The sequence below is a fragment of the Burkholderia sp. YIM B11467 genome, from assembly GCF_052952715.1.
On sequence record NZ_JBQVSQ010000018.1, the window covers coordinates 42,390 to 56,499 of the forward strand.

Consider the following 14,110-nt stretch of genomic DNA (forward strand, 5'->3'; position numbering starts at 1 on the left):
ACATGCCGATACTGGAACTCCGGATTTTGCCGCCCATCGCGGTCGGCAGGCTGGGCGCCGCGGCGACGCCGCTGGAAGCGTTCGACCTCGTCGTCGATCCCGACAACCCGCTCGACTTTCGACGCATCGTGCCGTGCACGACGCTGGAGGTGGATCCCGAAAGCGGCGAGATCGTGAAGGCCTATGTGCCCGACACGATTCGCTTCAAGGACGAGAACAGGAAGGTGCGGCCTGTCGCGCCTTTTCTCGAAGTGTTTGCGCGCACGAGCGAGGCGCCCGATACGCTGCAGCCGCTCACGCTGCAATTGCTCGCGATGGAACAACTCGATCTCGACGCGCTGCATTGGGATATCCATCTGGGCAACATCAAGATCTACCGCCGCACCAACGACGCGAACGACAAGATCCACGCGAACCTGACCGGCCTCAAGGATCACAAGCGGCACGCGATGCAAGGCCATTGCGAACACTTTCGCCAGGGGCGGCATCTTCCGCTCGGCCACGTCCAGTTCGTCAAGCCGACGGCGCAGTTCCCCGAGATCCGCCTGCGCTACACCCCTGCCGCCGGTATCGTGTACGGCACGCGGCTGGTGCGCCGCACCTCGGACAAGGAAAGCGAAGACAAGCTGAAGCTCGATCCCGTCATCGATCGCGACGATCTCCTGCTCTACGCCGAGAAGCCCGGCAAGTGGCTCGGCTTCAGGGAGGCGGGCGGCCCCACGAAGGCGCATCCGGCGCCGACCAACCCCGCGCAGATTTTTGCCGGATACGCCGACAAGGATGGCAATCAAGTCAGCTGGGGTTATCTCGACGACGAATGCGATGGCCACGTGCAAGTCGTGCTGACGAGGAGGGACGGCTCCACGCTGCGCGCGCACGGCTATATCGGCGCCGGGCCGCCGGCCTATGCGCCCGATACCCTGCCGGTGCGCGTGGTGTCCGACGAGATGGAGCAGATTCTCCACGGCATCCACATCCCGGAAGAGAGCGTATCGATCGACGAAGCCACCGAGATCGTCCTGCGTGCGCTCGAAACGATCCGCCTCATGAACACCGCCGTCATGAACGGTAACCCGGTCAACGGAAGGCTCAACGTCGCGAGCACGATGGTGCGGCAGAACACGGCCGACTTCGAGCGCTATTACGAGCCGATCGCCGCCGAATCGATCGTCGACAATCTCGCGCTGCGTGCGCTGCACGAGCGCGTGTTCAGCACGCTGGCGGCGGGTGGCGCGCCGTGGTTCGCCAAGCTGCTGCGCCAGCCCGAGGAGATCGGCGACCTGACCGCCGAGGGCTTGCGCAAGATGCCGGCCCTGATGCGCGGGGCGGATGGCCGCAGCCTGACGCTCACGCGCCGGCACATCAACCTGGTGATCAAGGCGGCGCGAGACGCGATGTTCGGACAACCTGATCCGAAGGGAGACAAGCATGTCGGCTAACGATCCGAACGTTCCGAAAGACCTCGAGCAGCCCGGCAACGGGGAGATCCGCGCGTCCAACCTGACCGCGCAGATTCACCATCGCGGCGTGGGCAACCCGGCCTCGGCGCTGCCGCGCACGGCGATTTCGAATTGCTTCCCGGGCCTGGAGTTCGATTTCCGCAATTTCTGGCGGCGCGCATTCGTCGGCATCACCCTGGTCGAGAACAACAACTACGTCGTCGATGCGGAGCCGGGCTACGAGCATCTCAAGACGCGCCGCCTGCTGAGCTTCGACGGCCACAAGGTCGGCACGATGGTCCTCACGAGAGGGCCGGTGCTGCCAGACGGGGATCCTGTCACGCTGGCGAGCGTGCCCAATCCCAATGCGGTGTCGTTCATGGAGTGGTCGAACTCCATCGCCCGCATCGTGCATTTGCAGGGCAAGCCGGTCGAATGCGAATTCACGGCTCACGAGAACGCGCTGGAAGAGGTGTACTACGTCCAAGGCAAAACCGAGACCCTGAAGGCGACGCTCACGCTGAGGCACTTTTTCGAGGGCGACACCGCCAGCTTCAACCCCGAGATGCTGAAACCGGGCGAGCTGACGCAAGGCCTCTGCGCGCCCTGGCAGAACGACTATCGCGAATGCGCGTGCTACTACTGGGCCGCGTCGCGACCCGACTTCGTCAATGTCGAGCCGGGCGACGACGGGCTGGCGCGCGGCGACATGTGGCTTGCCAAGCGCCGCACGGGCACGTACGTGCCGGACAATCGCGTCGACACGCGGTTGTGGTCCTACGACGATCTGTTCCGGTCCTGGCAGGAGGATCTGCAGTTCGTGATCCGCGGCAAGGATGCCGATGAAACCTGATCGCGCCGTCGAGCCGCTCGCGCCGCTGGCGTCGGCGATGGCGGCGCGCATCGTCGAGGCGTCGCGCCCGCGGCATCCCGGGATCCACGTGGTCGAGGATGCGGAGGGCGCGCAACTGTTGCTTGTGAACGGAAGCCGCCTGTTTCATGTGCCGCACGATCTGCATGACGCGTTTCAGGCGGCGCTCGAGGAAGGGGATGCGCAGGCCGTCGCGTCGCTGGTCGCGAGCCGCGGGCTCGACATGCGCGCGGCGATCGACGACGAGCCTTTGACCGAAATGCCGGTGCACGCGTTGTCGCTTGCCGTCGCGCAGAAATGCAATCTCGGCTGCACCTATTGCTACGCCCAGCAAGGGGAATTTGGCGGCAAGGCGAAGAACATGCCGCTCGAAACCGCGCTTGCGGCAGTCGACCTGCTGATCGAGCAGGCGAGCGACGGCGGCAAGATCAATCTTGCATTCATGGGCGGTGAGCCGCTCGCCAATCGCGCGGTGCTGCGCGCGGCGACGGTCCACGCGCGGGAGCGCGCCGATGCCCGCGGAATCCGATGCCAATTTTCAGTGACGACGAACGGCAGTCTGCTGCAGGAAGACGACGGGGCGTTCTTCGAAGAGCACGGCTTCGCTGTCACCGTCAGCCTCGACGGCCCCGCGCCCGTGCATGACCGCTTGCGTCCGTTCAAGGGCGGCATGGGCTCGTTCGATCACATCGTCGAGCGCGTGACGCCGTTGCTTGCGCGCCAGCGGCGCATGCAGGTGTCGGCGCGCGTGACCGTCACGCCGTTCAATCTCGACTTGCCGAGCACGCTCGATACTTTCGTTGACATGGGGTTCCACAGCGTCGGCTTCTCGCCGCTGCTGCGCGCTTCGAACGGTCGCGCGGAAATGGGCCCGGACGATATGGCAGACATGCTGCAAGGGATGATCGCCTGCGGGCTCGCGTTCGAGCAAAAGGTCATGCGCGGCGAGCGCTACCCGTTCTCGAACATGCAGAACGCGCTGCGCGAAATCCAGCGCGGCACGCATCGGCCGTATCCGTGCGGCGCGGGGGCGGGGTATTTCGGCGTCTCCGCCGATGGCGAGCTGGCGGCGTGTCACCGCTTCGTCGGCGACGAGGCCGGCGCCATGGGGCATCTCTCCACGGGTGTCGATCAGGCGCGCCAGACGATCTGGCTCGCCGAGCGTCACGTGCACCAGCAACAGCCCTGCAATACATGCTGGGCGCGCTATCTTTGCGGCGGCGGATGCCATCACGAGGTCCTCGAGCGCGGACGCAGCGCCTGCGATTACATTCGCGGCTGGCTGCACTATGCAATCGGCGCGCATGGCAGGCTCGCGCGTTATGCGCCGGCCTGGTTTGCCGGTTCGCCTGGCGCGTCGTCTGGTGGTGCGGGAACGGCGTGAATCGCACGTTCGACATGCTCGTGACCGGCGCAGGTCCCGCTGGCCTGTGCGTGGCGCTTCGCTTGAACCATCTCGGGCATCGCGTGCTGCTCGTCGAGCGAAGCCCGTTATGGCCTCGTCCGCAGATCGGGGAAGCGCTGACGCCGGGTGTCAGAAACATCATCGACTACCTCGACGCGGACGAGGTGCTCGAATCCGTTCCCATCCTCGCAGGCAAGCCCACGAGCGTACGCTGGACGAGCGAATCGATCGAGACGGTGGCGCACGACGGCGCCGTCGTGGAGCGCGCCGCATTCGATGCGGCGCTGCTGCGCCTGGCCGTGGCGCGCGGCGTGGAAGTGCTGCGGCCGGCGAGCGTCGCGCAAGTCGACGGAGCGCCCGGTGCCTGGCGCGTGCAAATCGCTACGCCCGACGGGCTGCGCAACGTCGAGGCGCACGTGCTGCTCGATGCCCAGGGCCGGCAGAGCCGGCGCGAGCCGCAGCGCTTGCGCGCGCCTCGGTTGTCCACGGTATGGGCCGAAGCCGCGATGGAAACACTGGCTGCGCATGCCGATGCCGCCACGCGCGTGGAAGCGCTCGATGACGGATGGATGTGGGGCGCTGCGCTGCCGGGCGGCCGTTACCGCGTGATGTTCACGTTCGATCCCTCCGCGCGGGACGACGCGCTCGAACGCGAGCCGGCGTCTGTATTGCGCAACGCCTGCACGCGAAGCGCCTTGTTCAAGGACATTGCAGGTTTGCCTTGGTGCGATTCGCCGCGCATGTGCGTATCGACGCCCTACGTCGACGCGCTCTCCTGGCAGGACGGACGCATCAAGCTCGGCGACGCGGCCTTCGCGCTCGACCCGATCTCGTCCTCGGGCGTCGAGAAGGCGATGCGCTTCTCGCTCCAGGCCGCTATCGCGATCAACACATGGTGCCGGGCAAGCGATGCGTCGGAGCGCGAACTGGCGCAGCGTTTTTACGAATCGCGCCTGAACGAAGGCGCGGCGCGTCACCTCGCATGGACGGCCGGGTACTACCGTCAGGCATGGTGCGCCGAGTCGCCTTTCTGGCGCCTGCGCTCGACGCCCGCATTGACGTCCGATACGGTTGCGATGGCCTCGCTCGACGACGAAACCGCGGCGCGCGTGGACCTCATGACGCACGCGCTGCAAGACGAGTTGGCGCACGTGCCGTCGAACCAGCCCCAGCCCGGCGAGCCCGCGCCTCCGTTGCCCTTGCACAGTCCGATCCGCTTCGCCCGCAATACCGGCATTGTCGTGGTGCCTTGCGCGACCGGCGACCGCGTCACCGCGCATCCCGCCTTGCAGCATCCGAGTCTTGATCGACCCGTCGCGTTCTGGAATGGCGTGGCGCTGTTTCCGCTCCTCGACATGCTGACGCGGGCAACGCATCCGCTCGAGCTGATTGCGTTTCTCGGCAGATCGATGGAAGCGGCCAGGGCGCAACAGCTGCTCGAATGGCTGTGGAGCAAGCAAATGGTCGAGCCCGCTGTCTTCAGCGGCGGGAATACCTATCCAGCCTCATAGGATTCCTGCAGATCTCACAAAGATAAAATCCACTGCAAAAAAGCTATTTCAAAAATAACCGGGAGGAGCCACCCAAGAATACTCGGTGCGCTTTTCTCATCGTGTCCGCTGTGATGCTTTGGCGCAACCATAAATATTAATATGGTTTGCGATTATTGATGATCTCGATCCAGTTCGAATATTAATCAACTAATAAAATTATTGAACAACGAAGGCGATCATGCCGGTGTCCTTCGAACACGAAATGTCGAGATCGATCATTCACGATCGTCAAACACCAAAATCCGCGTTACATCAGGGCGACGAACGAAGCATCCTGAAAATGGATGTTTCGATGTCGAGAATCAAAAAATTATCAATGAGGGAAATTTATTTTTCCGATTTTTGCGGATAAGGTTTGATTTGGTGAAAGTGATTTGTCAGGAAGCGTGGCGATTGATTATCGCTTGCCGCGGTTTCATTCGACCGCCGCTTTTGCCGATCAGCGTGCGCGACGACGCGTCGACAGGAATCTCTGCCCGGGATCTTGCGACAGGCTCGATGTGCGCATATCCGTTTCGACATCAATGCCATGAGGGCTCATGAACAAGATCATCCGCAGATACGTTGCTTCCGTCATGCCATGCTCGCTGGCCGGCGTGGCACTGCTGGTCGTGGCGGCCGGTGCTCACGCGCACGGCCGTTTGACCGAACCGCCTTCGCGCATCGTGCTGTGCACGCAAGGCCAGAATCCGAACTGCCCTGTCGACGCCTGGCACGCGAACGCGATGGAGAACGGCAAGTTCTTCCCCGCGACGCAAAGCGGCCTGTCGGATCCGTTCGCGCCGGACGACGCGAAGAATGCCGCACCACCGAAGGACGGCGAAATCGCCGGCGCCAGCACGAATGGCCCGCTGCCCGTGCTGAACGAGCAGTCGCCGGGCCGCTGGCAGAAGATCCCGCTACGGCCGGGCGCGGTGCAGAATTTCAAATGGGAATTCAGCGCCGTGCACAAGACGCGTCGCTGGAACTACTTCATTACACGCGCCGACTGGAACCCGTCGGAAAAGCTGACGCGCGCGCAGTTCGAGCCCACGCCGTTCTGCACGATCCAGAATCCCGGCCAGCCATACTGGGACCCGAACGCGAACCTGGTGCCACAGCAGCCGACCATTCACCCATGCCAGCTGCCGATGCGTAGCGGCTACCACGTCATCCTTGCGGTCTGGGAGGTTGCGGATACGGCGATGGCGTTCTATCAGGTCGTCGACGCGGTGTTCACCGATGGCGATACGACACGCAGCCCGTTCTGATACTGCCGCGACATGACGCGCCCGGCGATGCCCGGGGCGTCATGAATTGAAGAACGCGCTCAGCGCGGCCGGAACGATCGCGGCTCATCCGTTTCGTTATCCGAATCGTTGTCGGTCCGACACCATTCTTCGACGTTCAACAGCTGCAGCCGCCATCCTGACTTTCCCCGCAGCAGCTCAATTGTTGGTTCATCGCACGACCGAGAAATGTTGCGGGAACGGCGTTTCGGTATCCGGCCGCCCCGCAGCGCCGTCGGCGCGCGCCAGCGGCGCGCCTGCCAACAGCGGCGTCATCAGCGCCGGAATGATGGCGCGATTGATCGCATCGCCAAAGCAGCGATGCAGGCCATAGCCCCACAGGATATAGATGTCCCAAGGCCGGTCGGTGCGGAACGCATCCGGATCGTCGACCACGGCCGCATCGAACATCGCGGACAGGTTCGACGCGAACACCATCGCGCCTTTCTTCACCTGGCACGCACGCGTCGTGCCCGACGCGATCTCGCAGTCACGCGTTGCGCGACGATAGATCACCGGATTGACCGGATTGAACCGCAGTGCCTCGAAAAGGATCGAGCCGACCGCCTGCTCGTCGCCGCGCGCTGCCGCGGCCTGGGCCTGCGCGAGCATGTCCGGATGATCGAGCAGCACGTCGAGCGCTTGCACGCACGCCTTCGAAATGGTCGGAATCGCGCCAATCACGAGGCCGATCATGTTGTTGCGAATACCGGCGCCGCCGAATCCGCCCGCGCCGGCATCGCGCAGTGCCACCGCACGCTTCAGCACGGTGACCGGGCCGCCGGGGTTCGCGTCGAGCCTGGCGATCGCCGCATCGATCGCGCTCAGGCATTGGCCGGCGTAATCGAGCGCCTTGCTTTCCACCACCGGATCGCCTTGCAGATCGGCGAACAGATACCAGAACATCGCGGTCGTCCATTCGACGAGATCGGGAACGGACGCGGTATCGACGCCGAAATACTCCCGCACCATCAGTGCGGGCACGACCGTGGTCAGCACCTGCGGCAGATCGATCTCGTGCGGATGCGCGGCCACGATCCGCCGGGCCGCATCGCGCGCGTTCGGGACGACGATGTCGACCACGTCGCCGCGCTGCGCGGCGAGTCGCATGATCGACGCGTTGAGCTGATAATCGGCGCCATCCTGCATCCCGAGGAAGAAATTCGGGCCACCCGTGATCTTGCGCATCCTCGGTTCGTAGACGACCTCGAAGTCGTCTTGCCGATCGAGCACCTCGCGCACGTCGGCCGCCAGGGTGACGATGACCGATCCGTCGCACCGATAGGCGGTGACGAACGTCTTGTCCGTGGCGATATTGGGCGCGAACGCGCGCAGCGACGCGAACACCGCGCGCTGGCCGGCAGGATCGGTCAGCACGGCTTTCAGCCGCGCCGCGAGATCGCCGCTGCCGCTCGCGAGCTTCGCCGCGATCTCGTCGCCGGCGAGCACACCCTTGCCCAGCGAGTGGGCTTCGAGCGCGATTGCATGGAACAGGTTCGATGCAAAGGCAAAGGACATCGGCGCGCTCCGCGTCAGGTAGGATCGGTCAGGCCCATGCCGATCAGGCGCAATGCCGTCATGCTGGGCATGAAGAAGTAGTCGCCGCCGCGCGCCTCGACAAAGTTCGGGATGCCGCTCGCGATGAACGGCGGATTGCCCGATTTCGGATCGGCCGCGATCACGTAACGCGCATTCGGCGCATGACTGCCGACGAGCGGGCAGGTGTCGTTGCCGAGATTGAAATCGAGGCCGTAGTTCAGCCATTGCTGCTGAACGAACTCGAACTGGCGCGACAGGTTCGCGCACACCGCAAGCATGACGATCCCGTGCTCGCCGTGGGCGTCGTCCTGGCTGCCGTATGGAAGACCGCGGCGCAGGATGCGCCGGCGGTTGTTGAGCGCGGACCCGGCACGGTTGGCCGGATTGTTGTCGCCGACGTGCGGATCGAGCAGGTCGCGCGTGTTCATGCGGCGCGTATGCGCGCCCATCGGGCAGCGCAGGCCATCGAGATCGCCGCGATAGACGAAATCGACCAGGCGGCGCGCCCGTTCCGGATTGAGCTCGCCGGGTTTGTCCTTGTCGAAAAGCGGGTATTGGGCGTTGAAGGCCTGCCATTCGGCAAAGGTCGACGCCGCCATCAGCGGCACCCCGTCCTGCCAGCGGCCGGCCATTTTTGCCATCAGTGTCTGCTTCGCTTCGTCTTGCGACCCGAGGCGCCAAAGCCCATTCAACTGGTCCGCCGTCTTGTCGATCCAGCCGTGAAAACCGCTCACGTCCTGATGCAGCTTGCGATACGCGAAGAACGTTCCGTTGCGGCTGAAATCGAGCGGCATCGCGGCGCCGGGGATTTCCTGCGCTTCATCCGGCCAACCCAGCAGGAACTCGCCGCGCGCGAGCGGCGACCAGTTGCCTTGGCCGTCCACCTTGCCCTGGCCGACGGCCGCTTCCATCGCGACCTTCCTGTTGCCGGGCACCTGCCCGTCGAAGACCGGATCGCTGATCGCGTCGGTAAAGCCGAAATGCTCGTCGGGCGTCGCCACGATCTTGCCGTCGAATTCCCGGGTGATCGCGGACAGATCCTGCCAGCGTTCGTCCGAGCCACGATGACCCACGCACAGGGCAACGCCGCTGTCGGCATGTTTGCACCAGTCGATGATCTCGTCGGTGACCGTCTGCAAACCGGGAACAGCGGTGCCGTCATCCTGCATCCGCGCATTGAGCATCACGAGAATGTGCGGCTGGTTCCGTGGGTCCTTCGTTGCCGACTGGTTCCAGACCGGATCCCAGTCGGTCGCGTCGTCGCTGAGGATCGAGGCGCGTGCCGCCATGCCGTCGATGAAGTCGTCGGGCATTCCGCGCAGCGTGCGCGTCGGCACGCCGAGCGCGACCAGCCCCCAGAACGTGAATGCGAGGTTGATCGTCACGTCCGGCCGCTCCACCGAGACCTTGCCCGTGGGCCTCAACGTGGGATGACGAAGGGAAGGCCATCGCATCGCGGTGGTCGCCTTCCGGCGCATATGCTCGACGAACGCGCGTCCACTGACGGCGTTACGCACGTTGAGCAGCATGAAGCGTCCTTTCGGAAAGCCCTGACGGCCATATGCGGTGAGGATGTTGCCCTGGATATCGGCGAGATCGAGATCGACGTCGTACTGTTGCTCTGTCATGACTGGGTCACCCCTGGTGCCTCGTTCGAGTTGGCCATGGCGGCGGCGGGAACGGTTGCCCTGACGCTCGGGCTGACTCTGTCGACGGCCGGAACGTCGGTGTCGATGACGCCCGGCGGCTGGGTCGGGCTCTCGATGTCAGTGGGGCGGTGCGTCTTGAGGAAATCGCCGAACGCCGCGTGAAGCCTCGCCGGATCGTCGCCTTGGTGATCGATCGCGAAGCGCGCGAAATTCTGTTGGAGATACAACGACTTCAGCACCGAGCGCAGATCGGAGAACGGCGCGGTATCGAACGGTACCTCACCGCACTTCATCACGTACCGATAAGCGCCGTAGATGCCTAACGCGAGCGCTACGGGCAGCGCGAGCCATGCCAATTTGCCCGCCACCATCGCTACGATGAGCGTCACCACCAGCGTGAAAATCGCGATCGCCGCGCCAATCATCGGAATCGAAATCGACCGCGACAGGAATGGCGGCGTCGTGATCCAGTAATCGTTGAACGGCATCGTCGTTTCGACCTGGCAGCGCTTGATGTAATGCGCGAATTCGTCGCCGGTGCCGACGGTCTCGAAGCCGTAGCAATGTCGATAGACCGCGCTCAGCTCGTCGCGCATCACATTCCACAAGCTGACGAGATAATCGTGCAGGCCGCCGTCGTTGTCGCTGGCGTGACTGGGCGCGGGGTCGAAATCCACGCTCAGGAGCAGCCACGACGTCGATAGGTTGTCGACGTGCTGATCCTCGAGAAGATTGGTTTTCCGGATCGCGTCGACGAGCGAGTCGACCGGCACGCGACCGTTGAAGGCCGGCTGGTCAATCACCGCGAAGCGGGCGAAGTGCGTGCTGTGGGAGCGCGAGAACGGGCTGTTACGGCCGCCGGCCTCGCATGCCTTGCTTTGCATCGCAGTCGGCAGGGTGGCGAGCACCTGGCGCAACGACGACGTGGGCGACGTCACGTTGCCGTCGTTGTCCTTCCACGGCTCGACCCGAATCGGCGACAGCACGGTAAGGAAATAATGACCACCGTCGAGGTTCATGATTGGGTGCCTCCTGCCTTGCTCTTGGGCCAGGCCCGATCGACGAAGGGCTGGCGGTTGGTATCGGCGTTGGCCGTGTCGTTCGACGCGACGGGCGCGAAGCCGTGCGTGCCGAGATCGTTCTGCACGGCCACGAGCATCGCGCGATAGGCTTGCGCAAAAGCATCGGGGGACAACGTCGCATATTGATGCGCGAGCGTGACCAAATTCGACCGCACACGCAATGCGGCCTTGATGTCGCGTTGAGCGGCGCCGGGCGTTGCGTTGTAGTAGTAGTCGGTATCGATCTGATTCGCGCGAATGTAATTCTTGAACGGCGTGATCGGAATGGAATGCGGATATTTGGTGCTGGCATACCAGAACAGGTCAAGGCCACCCGGAATGCCGTCCGAAAAGGCGTCGATGTACTGATCCCAGGTACCGTTGAAGTTGCTGATGAACAGCATGTAATCGTTTTTCAGATCGGACTTGGGCTGGCCGAGATCGGGCCAGTCACTTCGGCGGATGATGGCCCAGCGCGCAAAATGGATGATCGACAGACCGATCAGTCCGGTCAGCGTGGCGGGCAGCGCCCGCGCGATCATGAAGATGAATCGGTTGATCCACGTCCGATGCGGCGGCATCGGCGTCACGACGTTCATGCCATAGGCTTTGCCAGCAACATTTGACATGCCCCGTCTCCCGTCAGGCCCTCACCGGCGCGATCGCGGAACGGGGAGGTTGGTCGTTTGCTTTTTCGGCGGACAGGCTTTGGCAGCCGGTCCCGTCATATAACGTGTTTTCTGGTTTTCGGAGCTTGAAGCCGAAGCACTCCTTGGCGGTGAGAATAGCACGGTGAAATTCGTCGGCAACGACTTTTTTATGAGCATTAAAAATGGCTTTGTCTCATCTGTTTCGGCAAAAAAACGAGGTCATATCCACGCACAAAAGATAAACATTTTACGGAGGACTTACGGAGGCCGGTATCAATGGGACTTTTGTGAGCATCAAGGGAATGGCCGAACGTCCACAATCTCAGAATTGTTGAATAATTAACTCAATAGTGACGGACGGTGACACAGTGGGGTGCCCTGGAAGCGCAAGTTGCGACCTTTGCGAGCAAGGACAATGTAGCCACCCTTGACAATCCACACGGCGCGCCGCCGGACTCAGGCTGTCCAAAGCGAAAATCTCGCTGGCCAACCGATGTGGCGGGAATCACCGGAACACCGGCCCTAGGCGGGGCCAACAAGCAGAAATGACGTGGGAGGCGTGATTGAGAATGTGAAATTGCGCTGACTTATTGCACGGGTCGACGCAGCGCCTGTGGCGCCGTGAGGGGCTGCGAATGCCGCAGGCGTTCATCCGTATGGATATCCACACGGAAAAACATGCGCTTTTTATTTTCAGCCCTGTCAGGCTTTACAGGGTGTATCCACGATATCCGACGCCTATATTGCTCTGGCAGGTGCGCGACTGACGCGCTTGACTGCATCCTCCAAATTCATAAGAAATGGAGATTCCCATGGCCAATGTACCTCTCACCGGCACCTATATCTCGTCGGACAAGAATTTCACATTCAAAATCACGTCCGCCGATGCATCCAATGGCGTCATCGCCGGCACCTATACCACCAACTACAGCCCGATCGGCGCGTTCGCTTCCGAAGGCAACGTCGGACACTATGGCTGGGTGTACAGCAAGGCCCAAGGCAAGGACGGCGTCGCGCCATTCAACATTAGCTTCGGCGGCAGCCAGCGCCCCGACCAGCGTCCCTACAACATTGTCGATAGCTGGAACGGCGCCTATTTGACCAACAACACGATCGTTGCCGAAGGTACGCGTTCCTTCGTCAATAGCGATGGTGTGGTCGAAGTCGGCAGCCTGGGCACGTTGAAGTTCGTACTCGGCTAAGCTGATTTGTCATGACGTTGGCGGCGGCAAATCATCGCTGCCGCATCGATGGACCACAACATTAACAGGCCGTAGAAATACCTCCCGCGGACGTCGTCTGGGCAGCAGGGGGAAACGTTGAAACAAGGTATCGAACAACACTGAGAGCGAAGCGATACGCTGAGCGGATGATTACACCGAGACGATATTCAGGATAGCGAAGCTTGATGACTTCGTGCCAGCCAAGCATCCCTGCGACCGATGAGTGTGCCGTCGCTGGCCAATCGGGTTGGCGGCGCGTCGACAGGCGTTGTGTCGGCGCTCGACGTTGAAACGGCGACTCGCCCGTGGTCTGCACGGCCATCCACCGACTGTCGCCCACGCTTGCCGAGTGCAGCGTTCGCGGGGGCACACCGGGCGTGATGATTGAAACCGGCGAGCGGCCCGGCATTACCGGGCCCTGGCAGCGATTGCCCTACTTCACGGGCGTGAGGACCGGCGCGCCCTTGTTCTTGATCAGGAACACGACGAACTTTGCCGGCTTCGTGCTGCTGGCATTTCGTCCGACCGTGTGCACATCGTCCGGGCCTTCGTGGAACGTGTCACCCGCGTGGAGCGTGACCTCCTTGCCGCCGTTCAGGCCCATCACGATACTGCCGTCGAGCACGTAGACAAATGCGTGCGCATCGTGACGATGAACGGGGTCGACGCTGCCGGGCGGATAATCCACGACGATCATCTGGACTTCCTTGCCCGGATACTCGGGCAACGGCTCCGTCGTCAGCGGCGTGACCGTGGCTTGCGGAGCGGCGGCGGCTGGCTGAACGACCATCAGCAGCGACGATACCAGCGGTGCAAGAACAAGCATGATGCGTTTCATGTCGTCACTCCAGGTTGGCCTTGTCGAGCCCGAACATCTTGTCGAACGAACCGGGCGCGATGCGGAATGCGACGTTCAGCCGGTTCCAGCTGTTGATTGCGCCCACCAGGAAGGTGAGATCCGACAGCTCATTCTCGGAATAGTGCGCACGAACGCGTTCGTAGAGATCGTCCGGCACGCCATGTGACGGGAGGTGGGTCAGCACGTCGGTCCATTCCAGCGCGGCACGCTCGCGCGGCGAAAACAGCGTCGACTCGCGCCAGATCGCGACGTGATGCAGACGCAGTTCGCGCTCGCCGTGGATTTTTGCCATCTTGATATGCATGTCGACGCAGAACGCGCAGCCGTTGAGTTGCGATGCCCGAATCTCGACGAGCTCGCGGACCGGCGCCTCGATCGTCGTTTTCTGAAACAACCCGTCGAGCTCGACGAGCTTTTTGGTCAGTTCCGGCGATTGCTGAAAATAGTTGATACGTTGCGTCATGATCTGTTCTCCTGATCTGTGGAAGGGCGACTGCCGACCCCGCGTACAGCGATTCACCGCAGGACCTGCCTGACAACCATCGTAATCGCGCGCCTCGGGGGCCAGTAGTGCCGGGAGCGTGCGCACTCTG

Annotated in this window: 12 protein-coding genes; 6 read left to right on the forward strand and 6 right to left on the reverse strand. The window is 62.8% G+C overall.

Translation table 11 applies throughout. The features are described 5' to 3' along the window. Nucleotides 1–2 precede the first annotated feature (2 nt). From ACTRWB_RS36000 to ACTRWB_RS36020, 5 genes are all read left to right on the forward strand, one after another. On the forward strand, nt 3–1,439 hold the full coding sequence (locus tag ACTRWB_RS36000; RefSeq protein ID WP_446904698.1) for a hypothetical protein: 1,437 nt from the start codon (nt 3–5) through the stop codon (nt 1,437–1,439). Continuing rightward, on the forward strand, nt 1,429–2,292 hold the full coding sequence (locus tag ACTRWB_RS36005; protein WP_129517691.1) for a hypothetical protein: 864 nt from the start codon (nt 1,429–1,431) through the stop codon (nt 2,290–2,292). Before ACTRWB_RS36000 ends, ACTRWB_RS36005 begins: the two co-directional genes overlap by 11 nt. Beyond that, nucleotides 2,282–3,694 carry a radical SAM protein gene (locus tag ACTRWB_RS36010; protein WP_446904699.1) on the forward strand — a complete coding sequence of 471 codons (1,413 nt, stop codon included), beginning with the start codon at nt 2,282–2,284 and terminating at the stop codon, nt 3,692–3,694. Before ACTRWB_RS36005 ends, ACTRWB_RS36010 begins: the two co-directional genes overlap by 11 nt. Further along, the gene (gene qhpG, locus ACTRWB_RS36015) at nt 3,691–5,226 is read left to right on the forward strand and encodes a flavin-dependent monooxygenase QhpG (RefSeq protein ID WP_446904700.1); all 1,536 of its coding nucleotides are present in this window, start codon (nt 3,691–3,693) and stop codon (nt 5,224–5,226) included. The genes ACTRWB_RS36010 and qhpG overlap by 4 nt, the downstream gene beginning before the upstream one ends. A gap of 617 nt (nt 5,227–5,843) precedes the next feature. After that, nucleotides 5,844–6,518 carry a lytic polysaccharide monooxygenase gene (locus tag ACTRWB_RS36020; protein WP_446904743.1) on the forward strand — a complete coding sequence of 225 codons (675 nt, stop codon included), beginning with the start codon at nt 5,844–5,846 and terminating at the stop codon, nt 6,516–6,518. A 189-nt stretch (nt 6,519–6,707) separates the two neighbouring features. On the opposite strand, the gene ACTRWB_RS36025 is transcribed toward ACTRWB_RS36020, so the two are convergent. Genes ACTRWB_RS36025 through ACTRWB_RS36040 form a run of 4 tightly spaced genes read right to left on the reverse strand, consistent with a single transcriptional unit; the run spans nt 6,708 to nt 11,414 of the window. Further along, nucleotides 6,708–8,054 carry a hypothetical protein gene (locus ACTRWB_RS36025; RefSeq protein WP_446904701.1) on the reverse strand — a complete coding sequence of 449 codons (1,347 nt, stop codon included), beginning with the start codon at nt 8,052–8,054 and terminating at the stop codon, nt 6,708–6,710. A gap of 14 nt (nt 8,055–8,068) precedes the next feature. Next, a complete protein-coding gene (locus ACTRWB_RS36030) occupies nt 8,069–9,703 on the reverse strand; it encodes a Dyp-type peroxidase (RefSeq protein ID WP_446904702.1) in 1,635 nt (544 codons plus the stop codon). After that, nucleotides 9,700–10,743: a hypothetical protein gene (locus ACTRWB_RS36035; protein WP_446904703.1), complete on the reverse strand. Its 1,044-nt coding sequence runs from the start codon at nt 10,741–10,743 to the stop codon at nt 9,700–9,702. Before ACTRWB_RS36035 ends, ACTRWB_RS36030 begins: the two co-directional genes overlap by 4 nt. Beyond that, nucleotides 10,740–11,414 carry a hypothetical protein gene (locus ACTRWB_RS36040; protein WP_446904704.1) on the reverse strand — a complete coding sequence of 225 codons (675 nt, stop codon included), beginning with the start codon at nt 11,412–11,414 and terminating at the stop codon, nt 10,740–10,742. Before ACTRWB_RS36040 ends, ACTRWB_RS36035 begins: the two co-directional genes overlap by 4 nt. A gap of 833 nt (nt 11,415–12,247) precedes the next feature. On the opposite strand from ACTRWB_RS36040, the gene ACTRWB_RS36045 reads away from it, so the two are divergent. Then, nucleotides 12,248–12,637, forward strand: coding sequence for a hypothetical protein (locus ACTRWB_RS36045; protein WP_129517698.1), 390 nt, complete (start codon nt 12,248–12,250; stop codon nt 12,635–12,637). A 454-nt stretch (nt 12,638–13,091) separates the two neighbouring features. Here ACTRWB_RS36045 and ACTRWB_RS36050 read toward each other — a convergent pair whose 3' ends face one another. Continuing rightward, nucleotides 13,092–13,496, reverse strand: a complete 405-nt coding sequence (locus ACTRWB_RS36050) for a cupin domain-containing protein (protein WP_446904705.1) — start codon at nt 13,494–13,496, stop codon at nt 13,092–13,094. Between the two features lie 4 nt (nt 13,497–13,500). Next, a complete protein-coding gene (locus ACTRWB_RS36055; RefSeq protein WP_446904744.1) occupies nt 13,501–13,980 on the reverse strand; it encodes a carboxymuconolactone decarboxylase family protein in 480 nt (159 codons plus the stop codon). Nucleotides 13,981–14,110 lie beyond the last annotated feature (130 nt).

Excerpts from the sequence above, each read along its gene's own strand:
- ACTRWB_RS36055 (WP_446904744.1), bottom strand. The coding sequence starts at position 13,980 with ATGACGCAACGTATCAACTATTTTCAGCAATCGCCGGAACTGACCAAA.
- ACTRWB_RS36000 (WP_446904698.1), top strand. The coding sequence starts at position 3 with ATGCCGATACTGGAACTCCGGATTTTGCCGCCCATCGCGGTCGGCAGG.
- ACTRWB_RS36035 (WP_446904703.1), bottom strand. The coding sequence starts at position 10,743 with ATGAACCTCGACGGTGGTCATTATTTCCTTACCGTGCTGTCGCCGATT.
- ACTRWB_RS36020 (WP_446904743.1), top strand. The coding sequence starts at position 5,844 with ATGCCATGCTCGCTGGCCGGCGTGGCACTGCTGGTCGTGGCGGCCGGT.
- ACTRWB_RS36045 (WP_129517698.1), top strand. The coding sequence starts at position 12,248 with ATGGCCAATGTACCTCTCACCGGCACCTATATCTCGTCGGACAAGAAT.
- ACTRWB_RS36040 (WP_446904704.1), bottom strand. The coding sequence starts at position 11,414 with ATGTCAAATGTTGCTGGCAAAGCCTATGGCATGAACGTCGTGACGCCG.
- ACTRWB_RS36005 (WP_129517691.1), top strand. The coding sequence starts at position 1,429 with ATGTCGGCTAACGATCCGAACGTTCCGAAAGACCTCGAGCAGCCCGGC.
- ACTRWB_RS36030 (WP_446904702.1), bottom strand. The coding sequence starts at position 9,703 with ATGACAGAGCAACAGTACGACGTCGATCTCGATCTCGCCGATATCCAG.
- ACTRWB_RS36025 (WP_446904701.1), bottom strand. The coding sequence starts at position 8,054 with ATGTCCTTTGCCTTTGCATCGAACCTGTTCCATGCAATCGCGCTCGAA.
- ACTRWB_RS36010 (WP_446904699.1), top strand. The coding sequence starts at position 2,282 with ATGAAACCTGATCGCGCCGTCGAGCCGCTCGCGCCGCTGGCGTCGGCG.
- ACTRWB_RS36050 (WP_446904705.1), bottom strand. The coding sequence starts at position 13,496 with ATGAAACGCATCATGCTTGTTCTTGCACCGCTGGTATCGTCGCTGCTG.